The organism is Pelosinus sp. IPA-1 (assembly GCF_030269905.1).
Classification (GTDB): domain Bacteria; phylum Bacillota; class Negativicutes; order DSM-13327; family DSM-13327; genus Pelosinus.
The window spans coordinates 538702-565566 of the sequence record NZ_BSVC01000002.1; the positions used below are offsets into that span (position 1 = coordinate 538702).

A 26865-nucleotide genomic window follows, 5' to 3' on the forward strand; every position below is an offset into this window, starting at 1 on the left:
AGTAGAACTATTCTAAAAGAAATGGGGAGGGGTAAGGGTAATGTCAAAGTGGAAAAAGATCACAGTCGCTTTGAGTGTAGGTATTATGATGTTAACATTTGCAGGTTGTGGAGGTAGTGCCAAGCAGGAAACAGCTGCTAAGCCTGCAGACAAAAAAATTGTCCTAGGTTTCTCTCAAATTGGTGCGGAAAGTGAGTGGCGTACGGCAAATACTGAATCGATAAAAGCCTCAGCACAAGCAGCTGGGATTGACCTTAAATTTTCCGATGCACAACAAAAACAAGAAAATCAAATAAAAGCAATACGTTCATTTATACAACAAAAAGTCGATGTAATCGCTTTCTCACCTGTTGTTGAAACAGGCTGGGATGCAGTATTACAAGAAGCGAAAACAGCTAAAATACCTGTTATCCTGACAGATCGCTCCATTAAGATGAGTAATGGTAAAGCAGAAGACTATTATGTTACCTTTATGGGTTCTGACTTTGTGGAAGAAGGTCGTAGAGCTGGTAAATGGCTAGTTGATTTCATGAAAAAAGATAAAGAACCTGTTAATATTGTTGAACTTCAGGGAACAGTAGGTTCTGCACCTGCTATTGATCGTAAAACTGGATTTGAAGAAGTTTTAAAACAAAATGCAAATTATAAAATTATTAAATCCCAAACTGGTGATTTCACTCGTGCAAAAGGCAAAGAAGTTATGGAATCCTTCTTAAAATCAGCTAAGGCTGATGGACAAAAAATTGATGTTCTTTATGCTCATAATGATGATATGGCAATTGGTGCAATCCAAGCCATTGAAGAAGCTGGTTTGAAACCTGGTAAAGATATAATTATTGTTTCAATTGATGGTGTAAAAGGTGCTTTTGAAGCAATGATAGCTGGAAAATTGAATGCTAGTATTGAGTGCAGTCCATTACTTGGTGATCAATTAATGGCAGCTGCTAAAGATCTTGTAGCAGGCAAGACGATTGATAAACGCATTGTGACAAAAGAAGGTGTATTCCCTGCAGAAGTAGCTGCTAAGGAATTACCAAATCGTAAATATTAAAATCATAATGTGATACCTTCCTCATCCACCCAGAGTTCTATGTAAGATAGAAACATTTAGGGGTTGTCTGCTAGAGATGGCCCCTAATGGAGTGGATTATTTTTTTTACCACTGTAAGGATTGATTTGCTATGGAGGTGAACAAGCAATTATGGATAAAATGACATCATTATTAAAGGCGCAAGGTATATGCAAGGTTTTCCCGGGAGTTAAAGCACTTACTAATGTAGATTTTGAATTAAAAGCGGGAGAAATCCATTGCTTAATGGGAGAAAATGGTGCAGGTAAATCTACCTTAATTAAAGTGTTGACAGGTGTTGAAGTATTAGATGGTGGTCATATCTTTTTGGAGGATAACCCAATCAAGCCAAGTTCTCCTCACCATGCACAACAATTAGGGATTAGCACAGTCTATCAAGAAGTGAATCTTTGTCCGAATTTGTCTGTCGCGGAAAATATTTTTATTGGGCGGGAACCCTTACATTTTGGTAGGATTCATTGGAAGGAGATTCATAGTCGTTCAGAAGTGTTACTGGCAAAGATGGGGCTTCATATTGATGTCACGCAACCCTTAGAACGATATTCAGTGGCCATACAACAGATGGTCGCTATCGCCAGAGCCCTTGATATATCAGCAAAGGTTCTTATCTTAGATGAACCAACTTCTAGCTTAGATGCGAAGGAAGTAGGGCAGCTTTTTGATCTTATCCGCAAACTGAAAGAAGAAGGCATGGGAATTATATTTATTACTCACTTTATTGAGCAAGTTTATGCTGTATCGGATCGTATCACTATATTGCGTAATGGGGAATTAGTAGGTTCTTATAAAACAACGGAATTACCTCGTGTTCAGTTAATTGCAAAAATGATTGGCAAAGCGTTTGATGAACTGGAAAATACTTGCAAAAAAACAGAAGACAATGTTAGTCAAGATAGTAGTCTAGTCTTTTTAAAGGCACATGGCCTTGGTCATAAAGGTTCAATTAATCCCTTCGACCTTTATGTGAATAAAGGGGAAGTTCTTGGCCTAGTGGGATTGTTAGGATCGGGGAGGACAGAGGTTGCCCGTACTATTTTTGGTATTGATAAAGCAGATTGCGGTAAAATTGAAATTAATGGGAAAATAGCCAAGATCAATACTCCAGTTGATGCAATTCAACATGGTCTGGCATATTGTTCGGAAAATAGAAAAACAGAAGGTATCATTGATAATCTTACGGTTAGAGAGAATATTATCCTTGCATTACAAGCAAAGAAAGGTTGGATAAAGTATATTACGAAGAAAAAGCAAGAAGAAATTGCGGATCGCTATATTAAATTATTAAATATTAAAACCTCAGGGCCGGATCAATTAATCAAGAATTTGAGCGGAGGCAACCAACAGAAAGTAATATTAGCTAGATGGTTACTGACAGAACCAACATTGCTTATATTAGATGAACCTACTCGCGGCATTGATATCGGCGCTAAAGTTGAAATTCAAAAACTCATACTGTCTCTTGCAACGGATGGAATGTCAGTTATCTTTATTTCATCAGAGCTAGATGAATCAGTGAGATGCTCTAATCGTATGGCCGTTTTACGAGATAGAGTAAAGATAGCTGAGATCTCTGGTGAAGAAATTGAAGAAAAATTTATTATGCAGACGATAGCAGGGGTGTAGCAGATGGATATAAAAAATATGTGGAATCGACTAAAAAGCTCTCAACTGTGCTGGCCTTTAGCCGCTTTATGTATAGTCTTACTGTTTAATCTCCTTTTTACGAAAGATTTTTTTTCGATTGAAATTAAAGACGGTCATCTTTATGGCGTTACGATTGATATCCTTAATCGTGCTACCCCTCTTATGCTTTTAGCCATTGGCATGACATTAGTTATTGCTACAAAAGGAATTGATATATCTGTAGGATCAGTGATTGCTATATCAGGGGCAGTAGCGGCCTCTTTGATTGGTGGTAAATTAGAGTATGTGGATGGCGTACAAAAGTTAGTAACCTTAGTGCCTATGCCGGTAGCTATACTTGTGGCACTGCTGGCAACTACTTTACTTGGGATGTGGAATGGATTATTAATTTCTAGAGTGGGAATCCAACCTATTGTTGCGACATTAATATTACTTGTGGCTGGTCGTGGAATTGCTCAGCTGATTACCCAAGGACAAATTATTACTATCTATTACAAACCTTTTCAATACATTGGTACCGGTTATCTATTAGGATTACCTTTTTCTCTGTTTATCGTCGCAGTAGTTTTTGCTATTACCTTATACGCAGTGCGCAAAACAGCACTTGGGATGTTTATTGAGTCAATTGGCATTAATCCTGTAGCTAGTAAATTTGCTGGGATTAGTGTTAGTAAATATATCTTTTCCGTATATGCTTTTTCTGGCCTATGTGCAGGTATCGCAGGGCTGATCATTTGCTCAAATGTAAGTTCAGCCGATGGAAATAACGCGGGACTTTTTATTGAACTCGATGCAATATTGGCTGTTTCTCTAGGCGGAAATTCTTTAGATGGTGGTCGGTTTTCTTTAGTAGGCAGCCTAATTGGAGCCTTAGTTATTCAAAGTATAACGACGACAATTTATGCCATTGGTGTGCCCCCAGAAATTACCCTTGTTGTTAAGTCCGTTGTTGTAATATTGATTTGCCTGCTGCAATCCGCTAATTTCCGAAAAGTTGTATTTGCTAAGTGGGCTCATAAAGGGGGGATTTCAGATGAAAAGAATGCAGCTAAGTTATAAGTACATAAATCTATTTATTACGATTTTCTTATTTATTGTCTTATTTGCTGTCGGATCAGGGCTTTACACTGGTTTCTTTTCAGCGCAAGTGCTATTAAATATGTTAATTGATAATTCCTTTTTAATTATTACCTCTATTGGAATGACCTTTGTTTTAATTATTGGCGGTATTGATATATCCATCGGCTCAGTCATCGCATTAGTATGTATGTTGTCAGCTTATTTACTTGAAATGCAGCATTGGAGTCCCTTTATAGTGATTCCTGTAATGCTGATTATGGGCTCTCTTTTTGGCCTTGCACAAGGTAGTTTTATTCATTTTTTCAATATACAGCCTTTTATTGTTACCCTTGCAGGGATGTTCTTAGCTAGAGGATTATGTTATGTCATAAGTATTGATACCATTATGATTACGGATCCCTTTTATCAGCAAATTGCTACTTATCGAATTCCCTTGCCTTTTGACACCTTTATTTCAATTAGTGTTCTTATTGCTGGAGCCTTAGTCTTAGCAGCATTGTATCTTATTAACTACACTAAGTTTGGACGTACTGTATATGCCATTGGTGGCAATGCCCAATCCGCTATGTTAATGGGGTTGCCAGTTGGGAGAACAAAAGTATTAGTATATGCTTTTAATGGATTTTGTTCCGCCCTGGCTGGGATTGTATTTAGTTTCTATATGCTTTCTGGTTATGGATTACATGCTGTTGGTTTAGAGATGGATGCCATTGCATCGGCAGTAATTGGTGGAACACCCCTGACGGGGGGAGTTGGCTTTGTGACAGGAACTGTCTTTGGAGTCTTAATTCAAGGGGTTATACAAACTCTCATTATGTTCCAAGGTACGTTAAGTTCTTGGTGGACTAAGATTGCGATTGCATTCCTATTGTGTATATTTATCGTATTGCAGAGAGTTATTATTGCGCGAAAAGAACGTACTAAAGCAATTGCATAATAGAACCTGAGATGTCGAAAATACCGTTGTTGAAGAAGGGAGAAATTACATTGTTAAAAGAGTTGAAAAAGGCAGTTTTGGAAGCCAATTTAGAACTGCAGAAAAATGGCCTGGTGTTATATACTTGGGGGAACGCAAGTGGAATTGACAGAGAAAAAGGTTTGGTTGTTATTAAACCAAGCGGCGTAGATTATGATAAAATGCGTCCCCAAGACATGGTAGTTGTCGATTTATTTGGAAATCAAGTAGAAGGGGACCTTAGACCTTCGTCAGATACACCCACTCATTTGGTTTTGTACCGTAACTTCTTAACAATTGGTGGAGTTGTTCATACTCACTCAACTTATGCCACCATATGGGCACAAGCTGCAAAATCCATCCCAGCCTTTGGAACTACACATGCGGATTATTTTTATGGTGAGGTACCTTGTACACGAACTTTGAAAGAAGAAGAAATACAAGGAAATTATGAAGAAGAAACAGGCAATGTAATAATAGAATCCTTTATCAATAAAGAGGTTAGACATGTGCCTAGTGTTTTGGTTGCTAATCATGGGCCTTTTTCTTGGGGGAAAGACGCTCATGAAGCGGTATATCATGCTACCGTATTAGAAGAGGTTGCCAAGATGGCTCTTTATACATCACAGTTGAAAGAAGATGGCAAAAGCATTGATTCTGTATTATTAGATAAACATTTCTTGCGGAAACATGGCAGTGACGCTTACTATGGACAAAAAAAATAAGAAAAGACTTAGCTTGTGCCAAATCCTCGGACGCAGGCAGAAGCTTTAGTCGTTCTTGCTTGGAACCAGAAAGTGTTATACTTTCTGATTCCGTAAAAAAAACACAAGAGACCTTATCAACCACTACGATCGGTTGATAAGGTCTTTTATTAATACAGAAAAAAATAACTAGGAAATAATGAATTAGATGGAGAATGAATAGTGATGGTTACATTTTAGCAAATTATAATGATAAGATAGAAAGAGCAATTGGAGGATAATGAATGCGAACAATACAACCTATATTAATGCTGCTGATATTGATAATATCCTATGGGAATTGGCGCTTACTAGTGAAGTGGTTTCCTACTTGGAAGAGTTATATAAGTGGCACTATATATTGGCTAATGACAGCAGTATCCTGGTCGTTGGTTGGCGCTAGCTGGCTACTCCGTCCAGACAGTACATTTTATTATGAATGGATCATACCCCTGGTAGACCTTTCCTTTGTTTGGGTCATAGGCCAAATTCTTTTACTAGTATTTTTCCCTATTTTATTTGCTCTCAGAAAAATACTGCATAGGGTACGTACTACTGAAATAAGCAAAGACAATAAGGGAGTGGCGGATACTAGTCGCCGAACCTTTATACAAAGTATACTATATGCTGCTCCTGTATTAGCCTTAGGAGTAAGTGGGACAGGCGTATATTCGGCAGAAAAAGAGATGGTGGTCCGTCATTTTACTTTGCCCTTTCCTGGACTTGATCAGGAACTAAAGGGGTTTAAAATTGCACAAATTAGTGATACTCATTTAGGTCCCTTTTTTACATTAGATCGATTCGATGAAGTCATTCATTTGGTGATTCAAGAAAAACCAGATATGGTAGTAATTACAGGGGATTTAATTGATGATTTAAGCTTACTTGTCCCGGCTGTTGAAAAACTCAATCAGATGGACGCCCTTATACCTTACGGCATCTATTTTTGCTGGGGCAATCATGAATATTTTCGAGACATAAATCGAATTCGAGTGGAACTAGGAAAAAGTAAGATTCATGTACTACAAAATAGTAATACACCGATAACTGTAGGAGCATCAACTTTTTATTTGTTGGGTGTTGATTATCCTTGGCCTGAAAATGTATCAAAAAAAGATGCTATACGACAACAGTTTATGAAAAAAGCGGTCGAAAATATACCAAATGGAGCTTTTAAAGTGTTATTGGCACATCATCCAGACTTTCTTTTTGAGGGCTTTGCAGAAAAAATTCCTCTGACCTTGTCGGGGCATACCCATGGAGGTCAAGTCAATTTCTTAGGTCGTTCTTTGTTGCCAGTTAGCTATTACTATATGCGTGGGCTTTACCAGGAAAACGATACTTATGGTTATGTTAATCCTGGAGCTGGTCAGTGGATCCCTTTTCGCCTAGGTTGTCCACCTGAAATTAGTATCTTCACTCTTGAAAACAAGTAAGAGTAAGAAATTGATTGGCTTGGTATGTTCTGTAGGGTATAATTTAGCTATTGAGCATGTAGAGTGAAAATTTAAGCAAAAGTTGAGGATAGGAAGAAAGATGAAAAGCCCTGGAAATAGTAAATATGTTAAAAAGTTAAATCGAATGACTATCGTGAACATTATTAAGGAAAATGAACTAATTTCTCGTCAACAAATAGCGGAGTTAACTGGCCTTACACCACCAGCAATTACAGGGATTATTCGTGAGTTAATTGATACTGGTTTTGTAAAAGAAGTTGGTTTAGGGGAATCACAAGGCGGGAGGAGACCTGTTAGCTTACAATTTAATAGTGAAGCAGGTTATGTAATTGGAATTGAAATCACGAGTCAAGAAATTACTGTTGCACTTGCCGACTTAAAAAACATGCCCACCTCGATTGAGCGTATGAAGGTTGCGATGAAGGATCCTAATGCTGCGGTTAAAGAACTTATTCATATCATAAACCAAATTATTTTCCATGAAGAGCATAAATCAAAAAAATTCTTGGGGATCGCTATCGCATTTCCGGGTATGCTGCAGGGGCAGGAAGGCACAGTAAAGAGAGCGGTTAATTTAGGTAAAGAATGGAAAGGATTTCCCTTAAAATCGATATTAGAAAACCAATTTGCTATGCCCGTATTTATTGAGACAAATTCGAAGGTAGCGGCTTTGGGGGAAAAATGGTTCGGTGGTGGCACCAGTTGTGAAAATCTGATATATATAAACATGGGAGAAGGAATTAGTGCAGGCATAATTATGGGCGAATGTATTGTACAAGGGTCTCAAGGTTATGCTGGGCAAATCGGCCACACAGTCATGATTGAGCAGGGAGCATTGTGTAATTGTGGCAATCGTGGTTGTCTTGAAACCATATGCGGTATTCCTGCTATCTTGCGAAAGGTAAATACGGAGTTACCTTTTATTACTGGCGAAGATGCCTTAAAGAAGTATTTGGGCAGCGGAAAAGAGATTGGAATCAATGACATACTGGAAGTTGCTCTTAGAGAAGAATCTTATGCAAGAGAAGTGTTACGACAGGCTAGTCGGTATGTAGCGTTAGCAACTTCTCACATGATTAATCTTTATAATCCGGATGCAGTTTTTATCGGTGGAAAATTAGCTATGGTAGCCGAATTCTTTAGAGAAGAATTTCGTGAAGTGATCGCATCTCATACTTTTTCAGAAGTTGAAGATGCAACTGCTATTGTTATCTCGAAACTAGGTGCAGATTCAGGCGTGATAGGAGCATGCGCCCTCGCTCTTAAAAAGATATTAAAAACACCTAACACGGAGATATTTGATGAGATAGTAGATGATAGAGAGCAAAAGTATAAAGGATGATAGCAGTTAATACTACCAACGATGTTGCTCTAAGGCTTAGATTGACGACAGGGTTTAGAGCGACTAACTAAGGTTGCAGATAAAATGGTTTAAATCCTGATGTATTTAAGCTATTTTATTTTTTTTTATAAATTAATTTCTGAAAAGAAGGACTTTTTCAGAAAACATAGAATACATCATAAAAGATAGTTAATTAAGTTAAATAAGTAACTGGTAAAATTTAATAAATCCTAAAGTTGGGGTAATCAGATAGATGAATAATACATCTTATCTGTTATATAAAATAATCTCTAATAGAAAGGAAATAACTAATATTAAGGATTGATTCTTTGCAGAATACTTGTAGCACTATTTTCGAAATTGAAGAATTAAAGGAGGCAATAGTAAATGAGCAAACTAACATTAAAAGAAAAGGTTTCTTATGGTCTAGGTGATTTTGGTAATGGGTTTATGTTCGATATGGGACAGATCTATTTGCTTAAATTTTATACGGATGTCTTTGGTATTCCAGCAGCGGTAGCAGGAAGTATATTCCTACTTACCAAAATATTTGACGCGTTTATGGATCCAATCGCTGGTGCTTTTATTGATGCCAGAAAGTTTGATCCTAATAAAGGGAAGTTCCGTGGGATGATGTTTGGAGGAAGTATTATTCTTGGTATTTTATCTGTATTTGTATTTTTATCTCCCGATTTCTCACCTACTGGAAAAATGATATTTGGTTATGCCACATATATGGCATGGGGCGTAGGATATTCTTTCACGAATGTTCCTTATGGTGCATTAGGTGCTTCAATGACACAAGATCCCGTAGATCGGGCCTCCTTAGCATCGTGGCGTCAGGCTGGTTCTTTAGGAGCTTTATTAATAACCAGTGTAATGGTAGTTCCTCTTATTAAACAATTTTCTGATCCGCGTATTGGCTGGCCTGTAGTGGTTGCTCTTACTTCTGTGATTGGTATTACAGCGTTCTATTTCTGTTTTAAAAATTGCAAAGAAGTTATTCTTGGTAAAACAATTTCTTCTAATGAAAAATTTTCAGTTAAGGCGATGGCAAAGTCTGTATTTACCAATAGACCTTTATTGGCACTGATATTAATGACGATCTTTACAATTTCCGCGTACAATATCAAATCGGCAATGATGATCTATTATTGTCAATATAATCTTGGCGATATCAGTTTGATGCCATATATTAGCTTTATTACCATTGGTTGCTCCTGCGTAGGCATTACCTTTATCCCTAAATTGACAAAAAGATTTGGTAAGAAGAATACAGCACTCATTGGTTTTGGAATAAGTGCTGTTGCTGATTTAATTAACTTTTTAATTCCGGGAGATATTGTTACCTTTACCATATTAGCTAGTATTGCCTTCGTAGGTATCAGCATTCCTAATGGCGTTACTTGGGCTTTTGTTTCTGATTCCATCGACTTTGGAGAATGGAAAACAGGTGAAAGAAGAGAAGGTATCACCTACTCATTCTTCAACTTTTCTCGAAAAATTGCCCAATCTGTTTCAGGTTTTGCTTCAGGCATCGGGTTATCTCTTGTTGGATATGTGCCAAATGCGGTGCAAACTGTAGAATCCCTAAGAGGAATAAAAGGTCTGTTACTTTTATATCCAGCAGTTACTATATTCTGTGCTGGCATAGTGATATTTTTCCTTTATACCTTAAGCGATAAAAGACATGGCGAGATTATTGCAGAACTAAAGGGAAAATCAGCATAAAAAAATATTGTTTATTTGCAGGATTTCATTGTTCATAAAGCGAAAAAATACAAGAACTTATTTAATTAAATTAAATAAGTTATTGTATTTGAAATTAACAATGTAGCATATGCGATAAAGAGACGAGTATTATACACTTGTTCTCAAAAATAAAAGGGATGTAGGGGGAGTATATAATGACAAGATTAAATCGTGCATTAGTCAATAGTGATTTCAAATTTCCTGTAGATGTAGAGGTTCAAAAATATCCTGATGCTTTACCAGAGAGAGTCATTCAATTTGGCGAAGGTAACTTTTTAAGGGCGTTTGCTGATTGGATGATCCATTTACTGAATCAGCAAAACTTATTTAATGGTCGCGTAGTGGTGGCACAACCCATTAAAGAAGGCCTAGCTGATATGGTCAATGAACAAGATGGACTTTATACGTTATTGTTGCGCGGTCTGCGTGAGGGAAAGCCAGTCGAAGAAAAAGCAGTAATTAGCTCTATTAGCCGCTGCTTAAATCCTTACACACAATGGGATGCTTATTTAAAATGCGCAGAAGATCCATTGATTGAATATGTAATTTCCAATACTACAGAAGCGGGAATTACCTTTGACAAAGAGGATAAATTTGAAAATCAACCTCCGACTTCCTATCCAGGAAAACTTACATCTTATTTGTATCATCGTTATCAATTCTTTAAGGGTGATGCCAGTAAAGGGATGGTTATTATTCCTTGCGAATTGATTGACCGCAATGGCGATAATTTAAAGAAAGCAGTTTTGCAATATATAAAACTTTGGAATTTGCCAGAAGAGTTTGCGTGCTGGGTTGTTGGTAGTAATCATTTCTTAAATACTTTGGTGGATCGTGTTGTAACAGGTTATCCAAGAGAAGAAATAAAAGAAATCACCAACTTCTTAGGGTACACAGATTCTTTAGTAAACACAGGGGAATTATTTCATTTATGGGTTATTGAAGGACCTAAGGAATTGGCAGAAAGATTACCTTTCCACAAAATTGGCTTGCAAGTCATTTGGACAGAAGATATGACTCCTTATAGAACCCGTAAAGTAAGGATACTGAATGGAGCGCATACTGCATCAGTGCCAGCAGCATTTTTGTATGGCTTAGAAGCAGTTGGTGAAATGATGGATCATGAGGTAATGGGTAAGTATGTAAGGCAGATTATTCAAGATGAGATTATCCCTTCTATTGATTTAGATAAAAATATGTTAGAAGAATTTGCAAATGCGGTAGTGGAACGATTCCAAAACCCTTATATTAAACATTATTTATTAAGCATTCTATTAAACTCTTCTTCTAAATTTAAGGCTCGGGTTCTACCATCTATCATTGAATATCATAAGTTAAATGGAACTTTGCCGAAGAAATTGGTTTTCTCCTTAGCTGCATTGATTGCCGTGTACAAAGATGGAAAAATTGATGGTACTGGAATGAAGGCAACTAGAGAAAAAGGTGAATTTATCATGAAAGATGATATGTGGGCATTAGAATTTTTTGCCGCCACATGGTCGAATTTCGATGGTAGTAAACAATCTGCCCAAGAGGTTGCAGCAAAAGTATTGAAAAACACACAATTGTGGGATAAAGATTTGTCTGAAATTGAAGGTTTTGTAGAGACTCTAGGAGAGTATTTATATAAAATTGTTAACGTGGGCATGCAAAAAACAGTTGCAGAATTGATTAGCTAATCAATTCTACAACCAATAGGAGGTTTTTATTTTGTTATTAAATCAAATTAGTCGCCATGATAATGTTGCTGTAGCGATTGAAGAGCTTACAGTGGGCCAAAGTTATACGGTAGGATCTACTACGGTATCACCGAAGGTTACCATTCCGAAAGGGCATAAAGTCGCTTTAGAAGATATTCCCGCAGGAAAAAACATTGTGAAATATGGATTTCCTATTGGGCATGCTACAGAAGATATAAAAATAGGGGAATGGATTCATTCTCATAATGTAAAAACCAATTTAGGAGAAATTCTAGAGTACCAGTATCATCCTGAAGGAGTAGAAAGTCCTGACCAAAAGACCATTCCAGCTACTTTTGCTGGGTATCGTAGAAAGAATGGTCGGGTTGGCGTGCGAAATGAAATATGGATTATTCCTACTGTTGGCTGCGTCAACCGGACGGCACAACTTATTGCCAAAGGTGCAAATGATGTAAGTAAGGCGGTAGAAAATATAGATGGGGTTTATGAATTTACCCATCCATATGGCTGTTCTCAATTAGGAGAAGATCAAAGTAATACCCAGAAGATTCTTGCAGATTTAGTCAATCATCCGAATGCAGCTGGCGTTTTAGTACTAGGTCTTGGGTGTGAAAACAATCATATTGAAGAATTTAAAAAAGTGCTAGGGCAGTATGATAATGAACGAGTGAAGTTTTTAGCTGCACAAGATGTAGAAGACGAAGTAGAGTGCGGTATAAAATTAGTTGAGGAGCTGATCGCCCAGGCTGCAATGGATAAAAGGGAAGCCTGCCCCATTTCAGAACTTGTTGTAGGACTGAAATGTGGTGGTTCTGATGGCTTTTCTGGTATTACTGCCAATCCATTAGTTGGTGAATTTTCCGATAAGCTGGTTGCAAATGGAGGTACTTCGATTCTGACGGAAGTACCAGAGATGTTTGGTGCCGAAACCATTCTGATGGATCGTGCCGAAAATGAAGAGGTTTTTGGAAAAATCGTTCACTTAATTAATGATTTTAAGCAGTATTATGAAGATCACAATCAGCCTATTTATGAAAATCCATCCCCGGGTAATAAGAAAGGTGGCATAACTACTTTAGAAGAAAAATCCTTAGGCTGTACGCAAAAAGGCGGTCGCAGCAAGGTTGTTGACGTACTTGGGTATACAGATGTGGTAAAAAAGAAAGGGCTTACCTTGCTCAGTGCACCTGGTAACGATATGGTAGCAGCAACTGCCCTTGCAGCCTCTGGCTGCCAAATTATCTTGTTTACAACAGGCAGGGGAACTCCTCTAGGAACAGCTGTGCCGACGATGAAAATCGCGACGAATAGTGAAATTTACCAAAGGAAATCCAATTGGATGGATTTTGATGCAGGCGTTTTATTACAAGGACAATCAATGGACTCGGTAGCAGAACAATTGTTGCTTCACGTTATTGAGGTAGCTTCTGGACGTTTTACTAAGTCAGAAGAAATGGGATTTCGTGAAATTGCCATATTTAAAAATGGAGTCACATTGTAAAAAAAGGAAAGAGTAAAGTAGGACAACGGTTTATCGGGCATTTCTATGCCTCAAAACCGTTGTCCTATGTTTTTTAGGGGTTAACTTCATGGGGCAGTAGTAAAAAAAGGGGAGGAGTGTAATGTATTTTGTATTTTCGGCTAAAAACCATTGTTTTTTCAGGGATTTATGATATCTTTTTATGTATGGCTATAGTAGGAACTCTAAAAGTGAAGTTTTTAACTTAGTGAAATGAGTTACTTTAGTTAAGGGAGGAAGGAAAAATCAATGAAAAAATTCTGTACATCGCTTCATTTTCAAGTGTTTTTTTCAATTGTTTGTGGGATAGCCTTAGGGCACTTTTATCCTGGGTTAGGCGAAAGCATGAAACCACTGGGTGATGGATTTATAAAGTTAATAAAAATGATTATTGCTCCGATTATTTTTTGTACCATAGTAACAGGTATTGCTGGTATGGATGATATGAAAAAAGTCGGCAGAGTTGGTGCCAAAGCACTTATTTATTTTGAAGTTGTTACAATATTTGCCTTAATTATGGGGATGTTTGTTGTAAACTGGTTTCAACCAGGAGTTGGCATGAATGTAGATGTGAAGAGCTTAGATGCTGGAGCTATTTCAGCTTATACTACGGCAGCAAAAGCACATAGTACAGCTGACTTTATTATGAATATCATCCCATCAACCGTGGTAGATGCTTTTGCAAAAGGTGATATTTTACAAGTCCTTTTATTTTCAGTTATGTTTGGTGGGGCTCTATCTGCAATGGGTGGTAAGAAAACAGCATTATTCGGTGTAATTACAGAGGTTTCACATTGCTTATTCGGTATTGTAGACCTAATCATGAAACTGGCGCCAATTGGTACTTTTGGTGCAATGGCTTTTACGATCGGTAAATATGGAATTGCTTCTTTAATACCTTTAGGGAAATTGTTAGCGTGTTTCTATATTACTTGTATTGTCTTTGTGCTCGTTGTTATTGGTCTTATTTGTAGATGGGCAGGATTTAGTATTATTAAGTTTATTTCTCATATAAAGGAAGAATTTTTAATCGTCCTAGGTACAGCCTCTTCAGAAAGCGTACTACCTCGTATGATTAATAAGTTAGAGAAGATGGGCTGTTCCAAATCAGTAGTTGGCTTAGTAATCCCAACAGGATATTCCTTTAATTTAGATGGCACCTCTATTTATCTTACCATGTCGGCTATTTTTGTAGCCCAAGCGACTAATACAGATATTACAATAATGCAGCAACTAACAATCCTTGCTGTATTATTGTTAACATCAAAGGGAGCATCTGGTGTTACAGGAAGTGGCTTTATTGTTCTCGCCGCTACTCTTTCGGCCATACCAACGATTCCGGTGGCTGGGTTAGCTTTAATCTTTGGTATTGATCGGTTTATGTCACAAGCTAGAGCAGTAACTAATCTCATTGGTAATGGCGTTGCTACAGTGATTGTTTCTAAATGGGAAAATGAGCTAGATGAAAAAAGGTTTCATGATGCTTTAAATGATTTGTCAGATGCCAGCACAGACGTGGACATGCTGCATAAACAAGCTCTCTAATTGCAATAAGAAAAGACTTGGCTTGTGCCAAGTCCTCGGACGCTGGCAGAAGCCTTAGTCGTTCTTACTTGGAATCAAGAAAGTGTTATATTTTCTGATTCCGTAAAAAAATAACAGGCTTTGCTTTTTAAAAAAGCAAAGCCTGTTTACTATTTAGTTTTACTTAGCTTAAATAGAAACTAAAGGATACAAATCATGATTTTCGCGATCAATTCGTTTTTTAAAAGCCGTGAAAATTTTTTGCGATTCGGCAAGAAATTCTCTCGGGTTTGCAGTAATTTTATTGGAAGTGGCAAAATTGGTTTTAAAAACATCAAATGATGTTGCTAAGCCACCCATTTCTGCATAAAATGTTTGGCTAGTAGCTTTGACTTTAGGGTCTTTGTGGTACATTAAAGCAGGGTATAAGAATTTATCTTCACTGATTGAATGAACTTTCAGTTTTCCAGACAACTGGCTAAGTAAAAGTGAGATAGTAGCAGCATTGTTTTTTACTTGCTCTTCAGACCTATGTATAGCTATTTTTTTTATTAGATCAAGGAAATCTTGGTGCTGTCTTTCTAAATTAGTCGTATCCATAGTATAAAACCCCCAAAGTGAATAATTTTTTCTTATTCTTGATGAATTTAGTATATAATATAGGATACATAGTTACTGTGATTCTAGTCACAATAACTGTATTTAAGAAGTTGCTATAAATGATTCAAAAGTAAGTATATTTTTTTGACGAATTCTTTTAACAGTCGTACAATTGAAGTGAACATTGGACTCGAATGGAAGATAGCGAATCAGGTACAATTTTAGGAGGTAAATGTGGTATATAATCCTGCAAATCCAATTATTGTTCAGGGGGACTTTTCTGTCTTATTAGAAGCATATCATGCTGATTTTGAAATAGTGCGCAGTGGACTATCTCTTTTTGCAGATTTAGAGAAAAGTCCTGAACATATTCATACATACCGTATTACACCTTTATCTTTATGGAACGCAGCTGCAACAGGGCAAACTGCAGAGGAAGTACTTGCGTTTTTATTAGAGTATGTAAAATTCCCTTTACCTAATAATGTATGTCGAGATATTAAAGGATATATGGGGCGTTATGGCCTAGTAAAATTAATGGCCTATCCTCCCAATGTAGTAGAGGCGGATTTGGATAAACCGGCTGCACCGGGAGAAGTTCTCTACCTTTACTCCAAAGATATCCCAACTATACTGGCCATTGCTGGACATAAAGAAACGAAGGCAATCTTTTTAGGGAAATTAGATGAATGTACTTTGGTTTTACCAGCAGGAAAAAGGGGAATCATTAAACAATTATTGGTGAAAATTGGCTATCCTGTGGAAGATTTGGCTGGTTATGTGGATGGTGAAAAACTGCCAGTTGAACTGAGAAGCGAGGATATCAATGGACGTGAATTTTCTCTGAGGGATTATCAACGACAGGCGATTGATCTTTTTTACGATGGGGGCCGAGAGTCTGGTGGTTCGGGAGTATTAGTTTTACCTTGTGGTGCAGGTAAAACCGTAATTGGCATTGGCGCTATGGCACAAATCGGTATGAACACCCTAATATTAACAACATCAACAAGTGCAGTGCACCAATGGATACGAGAAATTATTGAGAAAACGGATTTATCCCCTGAATTGGTAGGGGAATATTCCGGTGATAAAAAAGATATTTGTCCAGTCACTGTTACTACCTATCAAATGGTAACATATCGCCCAGTTAAGAACGGCCCTTTTCCTCATTTTGAGATTTTTAACGCTCGTGCTTGGGGTTTAGTTATCTATGATGAAGTACATACGCTGCCCGCACCTGTATTTCAAGTTACAGCTGAGTTACAAGCCAAGCGAAGGTTAGGTTTGACAGCAACTTTAGTGCGAGAAGACGGTAAGGAAGCAGATGTATTTACATTGATAGGACCAAAAAAATTGGATGTACCTTGGATTGAAATGGAGAGTGCTGGTTGGATTGCAACGGCAATTTGTACCGAAGTGCGTGTACCTATGGATTTTTCTCTGCGTATGGAATGTGCCCAAGTGCCAGAGCGAACGGCGTATCGGCTAGAAGCAGAAAATCCAGATAAAATAAAGGCTATACAATATATTTTACATAAACATGCCGGTGAAGGTATCTTAATCATAGGTCAATATATTCAACAATTAGAAACCATTGCCGAACATTTTAACTTTCCCTTAATTACTGGCAAAATGCCAACGGCAAAAAGAGATTCCTTGTATCAGCAGTTTCGTAGTCGAACTATCCCCGTATTAGTTGTATCAAAAGTAGCTAATTTTGCGATTGACCTGCCAGATGCAGCAGTAGGCATACAGGTTTCCGGGGCTTTTGGCTCTCGCCAAGAGGAAGCACAGCGTTTAGGTAGAATCTTACGACCAAAACAAGATGGTAGAGCGGCTTACTTCTATAGTGTAGTTTCGAAGGATTCTCGGGAACAAGAGTTTGCCCATCATCGCCAATTGTTTTTAACGGAGCAAGGATATCAATATCAAATTTTAGATTTTGATGAGACATTGCCAATGGAAGGAATGGATCGCGTTGCTAAATAAAAGACTGCCTTTGGAAGTGGACGAAAAATATACTTTAGAAAAGATCTATGCCTTGGATAAGACTGCATTAAATAAAATGTGCTGGTTATTTGATGTCAGTGGTTGGGTTGGTGACGTTCCCAGATTGCTTCGTGAAGCAATCTTTCATATTCCTCGCTTTGCAGGTGTTTACCAAGCACTTAATGAAGAAGAGCAAAGTATAGTAGACTTTTTGTGTGATTCAGCGGGCATACCAGTTCCAATTCAACAAATCTACGAAAAGTTTACCGATTTTTCGATGAAAAAGGTGGATACCCTTGTTGGTAATTTGCTAAAGCAGGGGTGGCTATTAGAGGGGGAAAAGCTTCAAACACTCCTCGTTTTACCTGAGATTAAAAAGACATTAGATAAAATGTCAGCGTTCTATTATTTTTTAGAGGCGGAGTTACCTTCCAGTCATTCAGCAACATTCAGTGGCGGACAATATTTAGCTGATTTGATTGAAATGGCTGCTTTTATCTACGTAGAAAAACCAAAACTTACGGTTAAAAAATTCATCGCAAAATCAACTCTTAGGCGTTTAATGTCTCGGCTAAGTGAAATGGTATCAAACAACTGGGAAGAAGCCGCTGATGAAAATTTATACACCAGTACAATGCGTATGCTTTTGGGCGGGTTACAGGAAATTCAAGCCTTACAGTTAGTCGTTGATAAGGGAGAACATTGTTATTATCAGCTTAATGTGGAGAAATGGGATGACTTTGTTTTTTCTTCTGCCTCTCACCGTTTATTAGCCATATTGAGTTGGCAAATGACTCGGATTAATTACCATAAAGGGGGGAGCTTACCCTTTGTTGCCAGCTTATTTAAATACGCGGCACAAGTGGAGGGATGTTGGCGAACAGGAGCCTCCTTAATGATGGAAAGCATTGTAGCAGAATCGACGGTATTGTTTTCCGACAGAGACCCTTTTAGCAGTGAAGAATGGTTAGAGTCCACTGTGTTAGAGCCTATGATGTACTTAGGCCTGTTTGAAAAGACCACTGCTGAATTGCCAACTGGGTGGCGTAAGGAAGAACAGATGCCAAGAAATTTTTGGCGGCTAACACCACTTGGCCTTTCTACAGCAGAATGGCTAGCAGAAGAAAAGGATGCAGGCAAAGCTATAAATCAGTTAATAAAAATTGATACATTTTCTAAAGAGCTAGATATCACCTTTTTGGCCTTATTTGATAAGTGGCGCAAGGTATTACCTGCAGAACTAGAACAGCAGTTGATTGTTCAGCCGGATCTTACTTTTTTTGTGCCGAGAAGTACACAGCCCTACTTATTATGGATGTTATCTGTATTTGGTGAGACGCAAATACAAGACTATGTTTACCAAGGTGCTTTCACTCGCAATAGTGTGCTTCGTGCCCTAAAAGGGGGAGCATCTATTAGCGACTTATTTGCTTTAATACAGGATCATAGTAAGGTTTTGCCTGCTGAAAATGTATTATATAATTTACAGCAGTGGGTTGCTGCTTACGATCGAACGCTGTTTTCTAGAGCAATGATTTTAGCTTGTGACAATCCTGAAATGGCAACTGAAATTCTTGCGCAAAGTAAATTCTCTAAATGGGTCATTGGTTTAGTTGGTCCGCAAACTTTGCTGATAAGACCTGAAGGAGAAGGAATTATTCGTAAATGGCTGGAAAAGAAAAATTGGGTTCCTAGACCTGGGGTGGTTTCTGGAGAACGTTTATATACCTGGTTAACGGCAGGAAAGGGCTAAAAAAGCTGCCATTTGTGATATAATGGTAAGTAAATAAAAAATGATAGGGTGAATTTAGATGGCAAAAATACCTAAAAATTTAAGTGACACAGCAATGATTGGTAACTATAAAGAGAATATTACATTTGAAAATGAAAATTTTGAGGATGAAATCTCCACTTCACAGCCTATGAAAGTAGCAAAAAAATCCAGTCCAGCCTATGCTAGTGAATTTTTTACTCCAGAGTTACAGGAGAAAGTAGGAAAAGCGTTACTAGAGTTAAAACTAGCCTTATACCGAGAAGGTATTGTAGATTTTGATATTAAGGTTACAAGTCAAGATAAACAAATTATTCTCACAGGAGTTCCTAGTAAAGCAGAGAAGAAAAAGCTGAGATAACCGGAGGTTCTATGAAGGAATGTGCTTTTGTATTTCTAAAAGATTGGTTTCATCAGTACGTACAAGGGTTTTATTCGGCAGATGAGCAGCTGCAATTTCATGTTCGCTTAAAGGAAGAACATACCTTAAGAGTCTTAGAGAATGCTGCTAGGATTGGCGAATGGCTTGAATGTACTCCAGAACAGCTAGATTTAATCAAGATAGCAGCCTTGTTCCATGATCTTGGGCGATTTAAGCAGTATCAGACTTATAGGACATTTAATGATGCTTTATCTATTAACCATGCCCAATTGGGAGTGGAAATCATACAGCAATCTAATATATTAAAATCTTCAGGGTTAAGCGGTACGCAGCAGGAAATTGTGGAAAGGGCAGTACTTTATCATAATCGGCGTAACCTACCATCGGAAGAGATAGAAAAATATAGTATGCCAGCTAAGATTATTCGCGACGCAGATAAACTTGATATTTTTGCTATGCTAGTAACGAAGGATGATAAGAATAAAATTCCTCAAGCAACAGAGTTTGAAAATGTTTTGTTGTATTCTGAAAAAGTAATTGAAGATATTTTACAGGGGCGGTTGGTAGAATATCCAGATATTAAAACGGAGAATGACTTATTGCTCTTTCGCTTGTCCTGGTTGTATGATCTTTACTTTCCATATTCTTTTTCCGTTGTATTAAAGCAAGGCTACTTAGAAAAATTGATTGCTATGCTTCCTGATACGCAAGAGGTTTATTCAGTATATCAATGTTTAAGGGAGTATACAAATCTTAATGTTATGGGTAATAATATGAATGATTAGGGATGTTTAAGGTATTTATCAATCATATAATGAAGAACTTTTACCGGATTTACACTTAGAGTTTATAGGCAACTGTCTTCATGAAGGGCAGCTGTTTTTTATTTAGATAAAGAAGACTTGATTCAGATGGAGTTTTAACTCCATCTGAATCTTAGTCGCACTTATCCAGGGATTTAGCCGTTCTTAACGAGATGAAGATGGGAGTCTTAGAGCGGTTTAGCCATCGGATAATTGAACTAATAATGGAAAGAAGGAAAAGGATGTATTCAACGACCTTATGTTTTTTAGTAAAAGGGCAAGATATTTTGTTAGGAATGAAGAAAACTGGTTTTGGCCAAGGAAAATATAATGGTTTTGGTGGTAAGATTAAGAGCAATGAAACCGTATTAGAGGGAGCTGCGCGTGAGCTAGAAGAAGAAAGTGGTGTCCAAGTAAAAAAAGAACAGCTAGAGAATGTCGGTTTCATAGATTTTATCTTTCCTGCTAATCCCGAACTGCGGCATGATGTGCATATTTTCCTCGCTCATACTTGGCAGGGGGAACCGGTTGAAACAGAAGAGATGAAACCCCAATGGTTTTCAATCTCTGAAATTCCGTATGACAAAATGTGGCAAGATGATATACATTGGTTACCTCAGGTACTAGCAGGCAATAAAATCAAGGGTAAGGTAGTATTTGCCGATAATAATGAGGATGTACATACCGTAGAGATTATTTAAAAAAGCTTCTACCATGCGCTAGCGCATGGTAGAAGCTTTTTACGGAATCAGAGGTATAACACTTTCTTGATTCCAAGTAAGAACGCCTAAGGCTTATTTGAAGTAATGTAATAATAGTATAGGATGCTTTAAAAGGAACTGCGGCCTAAACGGGGGTGAGATACTGGCTTTAAACTAAGCTTTAGGACAAATAACAATGCTTGTTTCAGCGTAATATCTTGTTGCCCCTTCGTAGTTTCAATAACACATAAAGGATCCTCCATGCCGATTTCACTAGCGGGTAAATAAACATACTCTCCCGTATTGTTATCACCGAAAATAATACCTGCTTTTAAATGGGCTGCTGTCATTCTACTCATATTTAACCTCATTAATTCTGTAAAGTGATTTGTAAATTGATTATATATGATTCAGAGCGAAAAGTAACTAAAAAACATTGAGGAGCACATGAAACTATTTGAAATTATATGTACACTAGCAGGAAAAAAGACATATTTCGCGAAATATGTATAATGTATGCAAAAATGCATTGCTATAAGGTATTTGACTCCTTGTAGTAAAAAAAATATGTATGGAGGAAATCGCAATAATGTTAGGTATAGTTTTAGCAATTATAGTTACATCAATGGTTGTCTACATGATCTTGAAACAGTACAAGACGCAAGCTGTTTTGGTTTTTGGCGGTCTTATTCTTATGTCGTGTGCTGTTATTTTTGGTTTGGGAACGATTTTACCTGTGAAGGATAGTACAGGGTTAGTATGGTTTGATTTATTTGAATTTATTAAAAAGACTTTAAGCGGCAGGGCTGCTGGTCTTGGTCTTAGTATCATGGCAGTGGGTGGTTTTGCTCGCTATATGGATCATATTGGCGCGAGTAAAGCGTTAGTTAAAATTGCCATAAAACCATTGCAGAAACTTCATGCTCCTTATGTTATGTTGGCTGCTTGCTATTTAGTTGGTCAAGTATTAGGTTTGTTTATTAATAGTGCTTCTGGTTTAGGGATGTTACTTATGGTAACCATGTTTCCTGTATTAGTACGTCTTGGTGTGAGCCGATTAGCAGCAACTGCTGTTATTGGTACTACCTTGTGCTTAGATTGGAGCCCAGGAGATCCTGGTAGCGTACTTTCAGCAAACACGGCTGGTATGGATATTGCTACTTACTGGACCCAATATCAAATTCCTGTTGCGTTGACAGTTATGGTAGTCGTTGCCGTTTTACATTATTTTGTACAACAATGGTTCGATAAAAAGCAAGGCCACGTTGTGGAAAAAGCGGAATTAATGAATGATCAAGATGATAAAGACCTTCCGCCAGGAATTTTTGCTTTATTACCGATTGTACCTTTAGTGCTTATTTTAGCTTTCAGTGATATTGGTTTTAAGACTATCAAGATGGACATTGTAAATGCTATGTTTATCAGTTTGTTTGTATCTATGATTTTTGAGTTTATTCGTAGGCGAGATATTAAAAAAGTATTTAGTGATTTGCAAGTATTTTTTGATGGTATGGGTATTCAATTTGCGGCAGTAGTTACTCTCGTAGTAGCTGGGGAAACCTTTGCCCAAGGTTTAAAATCAGTTGGTGCTATTGAAACGATTATTAGCTCAGCACAAACGGCGGGCTTTGGTGGTGCTGGTATGATTATTGTAATGGTATCTATTATTGCAGTATCTTCCGTGGTAATGGGCTCAGGTAATGCACCTTTCTTTGCTTTTGTAGCTTTAACTCCTGTGGTAGCGGCTAAGATGGGCATTGCTCCTGTGTTAATGCTATTACCAATGCATTTTGCTGCCAGTATCGCTCGTAGTATGTCACCGATAACTGCTGTTATTGTAGTTGTTTCGGGTATCGCGAACGTTTCACCAATTGATGTGGTAAAACGTACGTCCATTCCCATGATTGGTGCGCTTATTGTTAACGTAGCGGCTACCTTCATTTACTTCTACAGATAGTAGCGAAAAATGAAAAGTCCTCCAGTTTTATCCAACGGGATAACTGGAGGACTTTTTTTTATTGTTGAATAGCATGTAGTAAGTAATTTTTCGAAAACAATTTATCTGGTGGAGGGGGAAAAAGAATGTGGCAAAACATTAGGCAATTTATTTATTTTCCCAATATGTGTATTGGTATCTATACCGTAATGTTTATTTTTGTCTGGTTAGCTGCGTGGATTTTAAATGGCATAAAAGGTACCAATTTTGATGTTAATCAATTGCGTGATACTTATATCTGGTTAATGACTCAATTAAATGCCACTCATGCGATTAACTCTATTTGGAATAGCCCAAAAGGGGCAGGTGTTGAAGGCATTAGAATAAAAGAGAATATACCAGGTAAGCCTAATAGTAATTAGGATATAATGTAAAGATAAGAATTAGACCTTTTCTGCGGGCCTGTTTTGTGATAAAATTTATTATTGTATAGAAAACTAGTAATGGGCCTGTTATAGGGCAAATCTTTATAGATATAAAGCGAAATGAGTTATAAAAGGATTTAGATGGAGCGCTTTACTCTTTCTGAATCCTTAATCCCATTTATCCGATGACTAAACCGCTCTAAGACTCCCATCTTCATCTCGTTAACAGCCTGTAATATCCTGCCCTCTGGTCCGGATAACAGTCTGTAAACTCGAAGTAAGTTCGCTCTAAGGATTTTCGAATCCAAGGCTCACTTATATAAGTGGGAGTTAAGAGCGGCTAAGTCCCTGGATAAGTGCGACTAAGATTCAGATGGAGTTAAAACTCCATCTGAATCAAGTCTTCTTTATCCAAAGGCTCTAAGGTGGGTCATAAGGATACTATGTGTGGCTTCAATGTTAATATAATGAAAAAGAGTAGGAGGAATACAAAGATGAACTTATGGTTTACTGAATCACAAACTAAGAATCTAGGCTTGCAAGCCCGAATAAAAGAAACTCTGTTTATGGGAAAATCTGATTTTCAAGATGTGGCTGTTGTTGATACCCATCAATTTGGCCGTATGTTGGTGCTGGATGGTGTGTTTCAAACTACAATTGCTGATGAATTTATCTACCACGAGATGATTGCCCACGTGCCCCTATTCACCCATCCAAATCCGAAGAAGGTATTAGTTATTGGTGGCGGTGATGGTGGTACGATTCGAGAAGTTGTCAGACATGATGCAGTAGAGAAGGCTGAAATGGTTGAAATTGATGGCATGGTAGTAGAAGTTTGCAAAAAATTCCTACCGGAAATTAGCCAGGCTTTGATCAATCATGATCCTAAGCTTGAGCTTAAAATTGGTGATGGGATTGGGCATATGAAAGATGCTGAAAATAAGTATGATGTTATTATTGTGGATTGTTCTGACCCAATCGGTCCTGGTAAAGGTTTATTCACCCCTGAATTTTACCAGAATGTATATAAGGCATTGAAAGAGGACGGTTTATTTGTACAACAGACAGAATCCCCCTTTTATCATCAAGAACTTATTACTTATTTACATAAGGAAATTGGTCAATTATTCCCTATTACAAAAACATATTTAGCGAACATTCCTACGTATCCAAGTGGATTACATTGCTTTACTATGGGGTCGAAAAAGTATGATCCTACTGCTGCAAATATAGGAAATATTCAACCCCTAAAAACTCGTTATTACAATAAAGACATTCATAAGAGTTCATTTGTATTGCCTAATTTTGTGCAAGAATTATTAAAATAGTAGTATGAAAAATAAAGGAACGGCTTTAAATAGCTGTTCCTTTTCCCTTATTGTGTGAGAAAGTATGATTTAACCACAGAGACGCAGAGTACGCTGAGGGATATCTTAATACCCTTATCTATTTTTTCTCTGTGTTCTCTGTGTCTCTGTGGTTAAAAAATATCTCAACATTTCTCATAGTATGGAGAAATTTGCTGAATTCAAAATGATTACTGACTATAGTAAGTTTTCTGGGTTGAGCCCCTTTAATTCGGGTATAACAAAAATTCCATCTTTGCGGATAAGAACATCATCAAACCAAATCTCTCCGCCACCATGTTCTGGGTTTTGAATACATACTAAATCCCAATGGATTGCCGATTTATTACCATTAAAAGCGCCTTTATAGGCATTGCCCGGAGTAAAGTGAAAACTACCTTTAATCTTTTCATCGAATAAGGTATCTTTCATCGGGATGCTAATATGGGGGTTGACACCCAGAGCGAATTCACCGATAAAACGGGCACCCTCATCTGTATCAAATATTTTATTGATTTTTTCCGTATGATTTGCCGAAGCTTTAATAATTTTTCCATCTGCAAACTCAAGGTGAATGTTTTCATAAGTCACACCTTGGTAAACAGCAGGTGTATTATAGGTTAAGTGACCATTGATAGAATTCTTGACCGGAGCAGTATATACTTCTCCATCGGGTATATTGCGCAGGCCGCAGCATTTTATAGCGGGTATGTCTTTAATCGAAAAAGAGAGGTCTGTACCAGGACCAATAATATGGACCTTATCAGTTTTTTGCATTAAATCGACTAGAGGAGTCATAGCATCGTCCATTTTCGAATAATCTAGGTTGCAAACATTAAAATAAAACTCTTCAAAACCCTCGCTGCTCATGTTTGCCAGTTGAGCCATAGAATTGTTTGGATAGCGCAGTACACACCATTTGGTCTTAGGAACACGCAGGTCAGTATGTACTGGTTTTAGCCAATATTGCTGATAAAGCTGCAATTGTTCGGAGGGAATATCAGCGAATTCACTACTATTTTCATTAGCTCGAATGCCGATATAAGCATCCATTTGTTCCATACGCTCAGTTTCCCACTTTGCAATTTGTTCTAATTGAGGAATTGTAGAATGGAGTAAAAGACTGCGCTGGAGTTTATTATTTTTTAAAGAAAGAAAGGGGTTAGCGCCCACTTTATAAGCTTCTTCAATGAGTGCTTTTCCAAGAGGTAGGGCATCATCAAAAATTTCAATTAGAATATTTTCACCTTTTTGTAGATGAGTTGAATAGTTAATAAGATTTTTTGCCAGTTGCTGTATTCTTGGATCCAATAAAAACGCCTCCTGTATGCATTGTATATGACTATTTATCCGATGACTAAACCGCTCTAAGACTCCCAGTTTCATCTCGTTAACAGCCTATAATATCCTGCCCTCTGGTCCGGATAACAGTCTGTAAACTCGAAGTAAGTTCGTTCTAAGGATTTTCGGAATCCAAGGCTCACTTATCTCGTTAACAGCCTGTAATATCCTGCCCTTTGGTTAGGATAACAGTCTGTAAAACTCGAAGTAAGTTCGCTCTAAGGATTTTCGAATCCAAGGCTCACTTATATAATTATATAAGTGGGAGTTAAGAGCGGCTAAGTCCCTGGATAAGAAGGGCTAAGATCAGATGGGAGTTAAAACTCTATCTGAATCAAGTCTTCTTTATATTATATCCGAAAAACTTAAAGAAAAAAATAAAAAATAATAGATTAACCTATTGCATTTATGGTTAATCTGCTATATAATAATAAATGTTGTTACCATTCCTTGATAGCTCAGTTGGTAGAGCAATCGGCTGTTAACCGATCGGTCGTAGGTTCGAGTCCTACTCAAGGAGCCATATGTGGCCCGTTGGTCAAGCGGTTAAGACACCGCCCTTTCACGGCGATAACGGGGGTTCGATTCCCCCACGGGTCACCAAACAAATCGGGCGATTAGCTCAGCTGGGAGAGCGCCTGCCTTACAAGCAGGATGTCGGCAGTTCGATCCTGTCATCGCCCACCAAACAAGAATTGATAAGTGAGTGTTAGATTTTATTCTAATGCTCACTTTTTTTATTTCGAAAGATGCCAGATGTGTAAG

At 37.6% G+C, this 26865-nt stretch carries 22 protein-coding genes and 3 tRNA genes; 22 read left to right on the forward strand and 3 right to left on the reverse strand.

Annotated features, from left to right (window positions below):
* Positions 1 to 40 precede the first annotated feature (40 nt).
* The 11 genes from QSJ81_RS06270 to QSJ81_RS06320 all read left to right on the forward strand — a co-directional run bounded on the left by QSJ81_RS06270 (position 41) and on the right by QSJ81_RS06320 (position 14827).
* Positions 41 to 1051: an ABC transporter substrate-binding protein gene (locus QSJ81_RS06270; protein ID WP_285716561.1), complete on the forward strand. Its 1011-nt coding sequence runs from the start codon at positions 41 to 43 to the stop codon at positions 1049 to 1051.
* 150 nt (positions 1052 to 1201) lie between these two features.
* Positions 1202 to 2713, forward strand: coding sequence for a sugar ABC transporter ATP-binding protein (locus QSJ81_RS06275; RefSeq protein WP_285716562.1), 1512 nt, complete (start codon positions 1202 to 1204; stop codon positions 2711 to 2713).
* 3 nt (positions 2714 to 2716) lie between these two features.
* The gene (locus QSJ81_RS06280) at positions 2717 to 3793 is read left to right on the forward strand and encodes an ABC transporter permease (protein WP_285716563.1); all 1077 of its coding nucleotides are present in this window, start codon (positions 2717 to 2719) and stop codon (positions 3791 to 3793) included.
* Positions 3768 to 4751, forward strand: a complete 984-nt coding sequence (gene yjfF, locus QSJ81_RS06285; protein ID WP_285716564.1) for a galactofuranose ABC transporter, permease protein YjfF — start codon at positions 3768 to 3770, stop codon at positions 4749 to 4751. Before QSJ81_RS06280 ends, yjfF begins: the two co-directional genes overlap by 26 nt.
* Positions 4752 to 4801: 50 nt before the next feature.
* The gene (locus QSJ81_RS06290; protein ID WP_285716565.1) at positions 4802 to 5494 is read left to right on the forward strand and encodes an L-ribulose-5-phosphate 4-epimerase; all 693 of its coding nucleotides are present in this window, start codon (positions 4802 to 4804) and stop codon (positions 5492 to 5494) included.
* 263 nt (positions 5495 to 5757) lie between these two features.
* Positions 5758 to 6948: a metallophosphoesterase gene (locus tag QSJ81_RS06295; RefSeq protein ID WP_285716566.1), complete on the forward strand. Its 1191-nt coding sequence runs from the start codon at positions 5758 to 5760 to the stop codon at positions 6946 to 6948.
* A 100-nt stretch (positions 6949 to 7048) separates the two neighbouring features.
* Positions 7049 to 8311, forward strand: a complete 1263-nt coding sequence (locus QSJ81_RS06300; RefSeq protein ID WP_285716567.1) for an ROK family transcriptional regulator — start codon at positions 7049 to 7051, stop codon at positions 8309 to 8311.
* Between the two features lie 387 nt (positions 8312 to 8698).
* Positions 8699 to 10042: a glycoside-pentoside-hexuronide (GPH):cation symporter gene (locus QSJ81_RS06305; protein ID WP_285716568.1), complete on the forward strand. Its 1344-nt coding sequence runs from the start codon at positions 8699 to 8701 to the stop codon at positions 10040 to 10042.
* Between the two features lie 176 nt (positions 10043 to 10218).
* On the forward strand, positions 10219 to 11742 hold the full coding sequence (locus QSJ81_RS06310; protein WP_285716569.1) for a tagaturonate reductase: 1524 nt from the start codon (positions 10219 to 10221) through the stop codon (positions 11740 to 11742).
* A 31-nt stretch (positions 11743 to 11773) separates the two neighbouring features.
* Positions 11774 to 13264, forward strand: a complete 1491-nt coding sequence (locus tag QSJ81_RS06315) for a UxaA family hydrolase (RefSeq protein ID WP_285716570.1) — start codon at positions 11774 to 11776, stop codon at positions 13262 to 13264.
* 267 nt (positions 13265 to 13531) lie between these two features.
* On the forward strand, positions 13532 to 14827 hold the full coding sequence (locus QSJ81_RS06320) for a dicarboxylate/amino acid:cation symporter (RefSeq protein ID WP_285716571.1): 1296 nt from the start codon (positions 13532 to 13534) through the stop codon (positions 14825 to 14827).
* 168 nt (positions 14828 to 14995) lie between these two features.
* Here the strand turns inward: QSJ81_RS06320 and QSJ81_RS06325 are convergent, their stop codons facing one another.
* Positions 14996 to 15406 (reverse strand): hemerythrin domain-containing protein, encoded by a 411-nt coding sequence (locus tag QSJ81_RS06325; protein ID WP_285716572.1) that lies wholly within the window; start codon positions 15404 to 15406, stop codon positions 14996 to 14998.
* Positions 15407 to 15640: 234 nt separating this feature from the next.
* Between QSJ81_RS06325 and QSJ81_RS06330 the strand changes: the two genes are divergently transcribed.
* The 5 genes from QSJ81_RS06330 (at position 15641) to QSJ81_RS06350 (ending at position 21052) form a co-directional block, all read left to right on the forward strand.
* The gene (locus QSJ81_RS06330) at positions 15641 to 17395 is read left to right on the forward strand and encodes a DNA repair helicase XPB (protein ID WP_285716573.1); all 1755 of its coding nucleotides are present in this window, start codon (positions 15641 to 15643) and stop codon (positions 17393 to 17395) included.
* On the forward strand, positions 17385 to 19148 hold the full coding sequence (locus QSJ81_RS06335) for a helicase-associated domain-containing protein (RefSeq protein ID WP_285716574.1): 1764 nt from the start codon (positions 17385 to 17387) through the stop codon (positions 19146 to 19148). The genes QSJ81_RS06330 and QSJ81_RS06335 overlap by 11 nt, the downstream gene beginning before the upstream one ends.
* Positions 19149 to 19206: 58 nt before the next feature.
* Positions 19207 to 19527 (forward strand): hypothetical protein, encoded by a 321-nt coding sequence (locus tag QSJ81_RS06340; RefSeq protein WP_285716575.1) that lies wholly within the window; start codon positions 19207 to 19209, stop codon positions 19525 to 19527.
* Between the two features lie 11 nt (positions 19528 to 19538).
* On the forward strand, positions 19539 to 20333 hold the full coding sequence (locus tag QSJ81_RS06345; RefSeq protein WP_285716576.1) for an HD domain-containing protein: 795 nt from the start codon (positions 19539 to 19541) through the stop codon (positions 20331 to 20333).
* Positions 20334 to 20593: 260 nt separating this feature from the next.
* A complete protein-coding gene (locus tag QSJ81_RS06350) occupies positions 20594 to 21052 on the forward strand; it encodes an 8-oxo-dGTP diphosphatase (RefSeq protein ID WP_285716577.1) in 459 nt (152 codons plus the stop codon).
* 128 nt (positions 21053 to 21180) lie between these two features.
* Here the strand turns inward: QSJ81_RS06350 and QSJ81_RS06355 are convergent, their stop codons facing one another.
* Complete coding sequence (locus QSJ81_RS06355; protein ID WP_038672260.1) at positions 21181 to 21411, reverse strand: hypothetical protein; 231 nt, start codon at positions 21409 to 21411, stop codon at positions 21181 to 21183.
* Between the two features lie 230 nt (positions 21412 to 21641).
* Here QSJ81_RS06355 and dcuC point away from each other — a divergent pair, with 230 nt between their 5' ends.
* From dcuC to speE, 3 genes are all read left to right on the forward strand, one after another.
* Positions 21642 to 23009 (forward strand): C4-dicarboxylate transporter DcuC, encoded by a 1368-nt coding sequence (gene dcuC, locus QSJ81_RS06360; protein ID WP_285716578.1) that lies wholly within the window; start codon positions 21642 to 21644, stop codon positions 23007 to 23009.
* A gap of 125 nt (positions 23010 to 23134) precedes the next feature.
* On the forward strand, positions 23135 to 23410 hold the full coding sequence (locus QSJ81_RS06365) for a hypothetical protein (RefSeq protein WP_285716579.1): 276 nt from the start codon (positions 23135 to 23137) through the stop codon (positions 23408 to 23410).
* 497 nt (positions 23411 to 23907) lie between these two features.
* The gene (gene speE, locus QSJ81_RS06370) at positions 23908 to 24741 is read left to right on the forward strand and encodes a polyamine aminopropyltransferase (RefSeq protein WP_285716580.1); all 834 of its coding nucleotides are present in this window, start codon (positions 23908 to 23910) and stop codon (positions 24739 to 24741) included.
* Positions 24742 to 24957: 216 nt separating this feature from the next.
* On the opposite strand, the gene QSJ81_RS06375 is transcribed toward speE, so the two are convergent.
* A complete protein-coding gene (locus QSJ81_RS06375; protein WP_285716581.1) occupies positions 24958 to 26070 on the reverse strand; it encodes an aminopeptidase in 1113 nt (370 codons plus the stop codon).
* A gap of 477 nt (positions 26071 to 26547) precedes the next feature.
* Between QSJ81_RS06375 and QSJ81_RS06380 the strand changes: the two genes are divergently transcribed.
* The 3 genes from QSJ81_RS06380 to QSJ81_RS06390 all read left to right on the forward strand — a co-directional run bounded on the left by QSJ81_RS06380 (position 26548) and on the right by QSJ81_RS06390 (position 26787).
* Positions 26548 to 26623, forward strand: a tRNA-Asn gene (locus QSJ81_RS06380).
* A gap of 5 nt (positions 26624 to 26628) precedes the next feature.
* Positions 26629 to 26703: transfer RNA gene (locus QSJ81_RS06385), tRNA-Glu, on the forward strand.
* 8 nt (positions 26704 to 26711) lie between these two features.
* Positions 26712 to 26787: transfer RNA gene (locus QSJ81_RS06390), tRNA-Val, on the forward strand.
* Positions 26788 to 26865 lie beyond the last annotated feature (78 nt).

Excerpts from the sequence above, each read along its gene's own strand:
- QSJ81_RS06310 (WP_285716569.1), top strand. The coding sequence starts at position 10,219 with ATGACAAGATTAAATCGTGCATTAGTCAATAGTGATTTCAAATTTCCT.
- QSJ81_RS06340 (WP_285716575.1), top strand. The coding sequence starts at position 19,207 with ATGGCAAAAATACCTAAAAATTTAAGTGACACAGCAATGATTGGTAAC.
- QSJ81_RS06325 (WP_285716572.1), bottom strand. The coding sequence starts at position 15,406 with ATGGATACGACTAATTTAGAAAGACAGCACCAAGATTTCCTTGATCTA.
- QSJ81_RS06365 (WP_285716579.1), top strand. The coding sequence starts at position 23,135 with ATGTGGCAAAACATTAGGCAATTTATTTATTTTCCCAATATGTGTATT.
- QSJ81_RS06300 (WP_285716567.1), top strand. The coding sequence starts at position 7,049 with ATGAAAAGCCCTGGAAATAGTAAATATGTTAAAAAGTTAAATCGAATG.
- QSJ81_RS06320 (WP_285716571.1), top strand. The coding sequence starts at position 13,532 with ATGAAAAAATTCTGTACATCGCTTCATTTTCAAGTGTTTTTTTCAATT.
- QSJ81_RS06350 (WP_285716577.1), top strand. The coding sequence starts at position 20,594 with ATGTATTCAACGACCTTATGTTTTTTAGTAAAAGGGCAAGATATTTTG.
- QSJ81_RS06345 (WP_285716576.1), top strand. The coding sequence starts at position 19,539 with ATGAAGGAATGTGCTTTTGTATTTCTAAAAGATTGGTTTCATCAGTAC.
- QSJ81_RS06355 (WP_038672260.1), bottom strand. The coding sequence starts at position 21,411 with ATGAGTAGAATGACAGCAGCCCATTTAAAAGCAGGTATTATTTTCGGT.
- QSJ81_RS06270 (WP_285716561.1), top strand. The coding sequence starts at position 41 with ATGTCAAAGTGGAAAAAGATCACAGTCGCTTTGAGTGTAGGTATTATG.
- QSJ81_RS06275 (WP_285716562.1), top strand. The coding sequence starts at position 1,202 with ATGGATAAAATGACATCATTATTAAAGGCGCAAGGTATATGCAAGGTT.
- QSJ81_RS06295 (WP_285716566.1), top strand. The coding sequence starts at position 5,758 with ATGCGAACAATACAACCTATATTAATGCTGCTGATATTGATAATATCC.
- speE (WP_285716580.1), top strand. The coding sequence starts at position 23,908 with ATGAACTTATGGTTTACTGAATCACAAACTAAGAATCTAGGCTTGCAA.
- dcuC (WP_285716578.1), top strand. The coding sequence starts at position 21,642 with ATGTTAGGTATAGTTTTAGCAATTATAGTTACATCAATGGTTGTCTAC.
- QSJ81_RS06280 (WP_285716563.1), top strand. The coding sequence starts at position 2,717 with ATGGATATAAAAAATATGTGGAATCGACTAAAAAGCTCTCAACTGTGC.
- yjfF (WP_285716564.1), top strand. The coding sequence starts at position 3,768 with ATGAAAAGAATGCAGCTAAGTTATAAGTACATAAATCTATTTATTACG.
- QSJ81_RS06305 (WP_285716568.1), top strand. The coding sequence starts at position 8,699 with ATGAGCAAACTAACATTAAAAGAAAAGGTTTCTTATGGTCTAGGTGAT.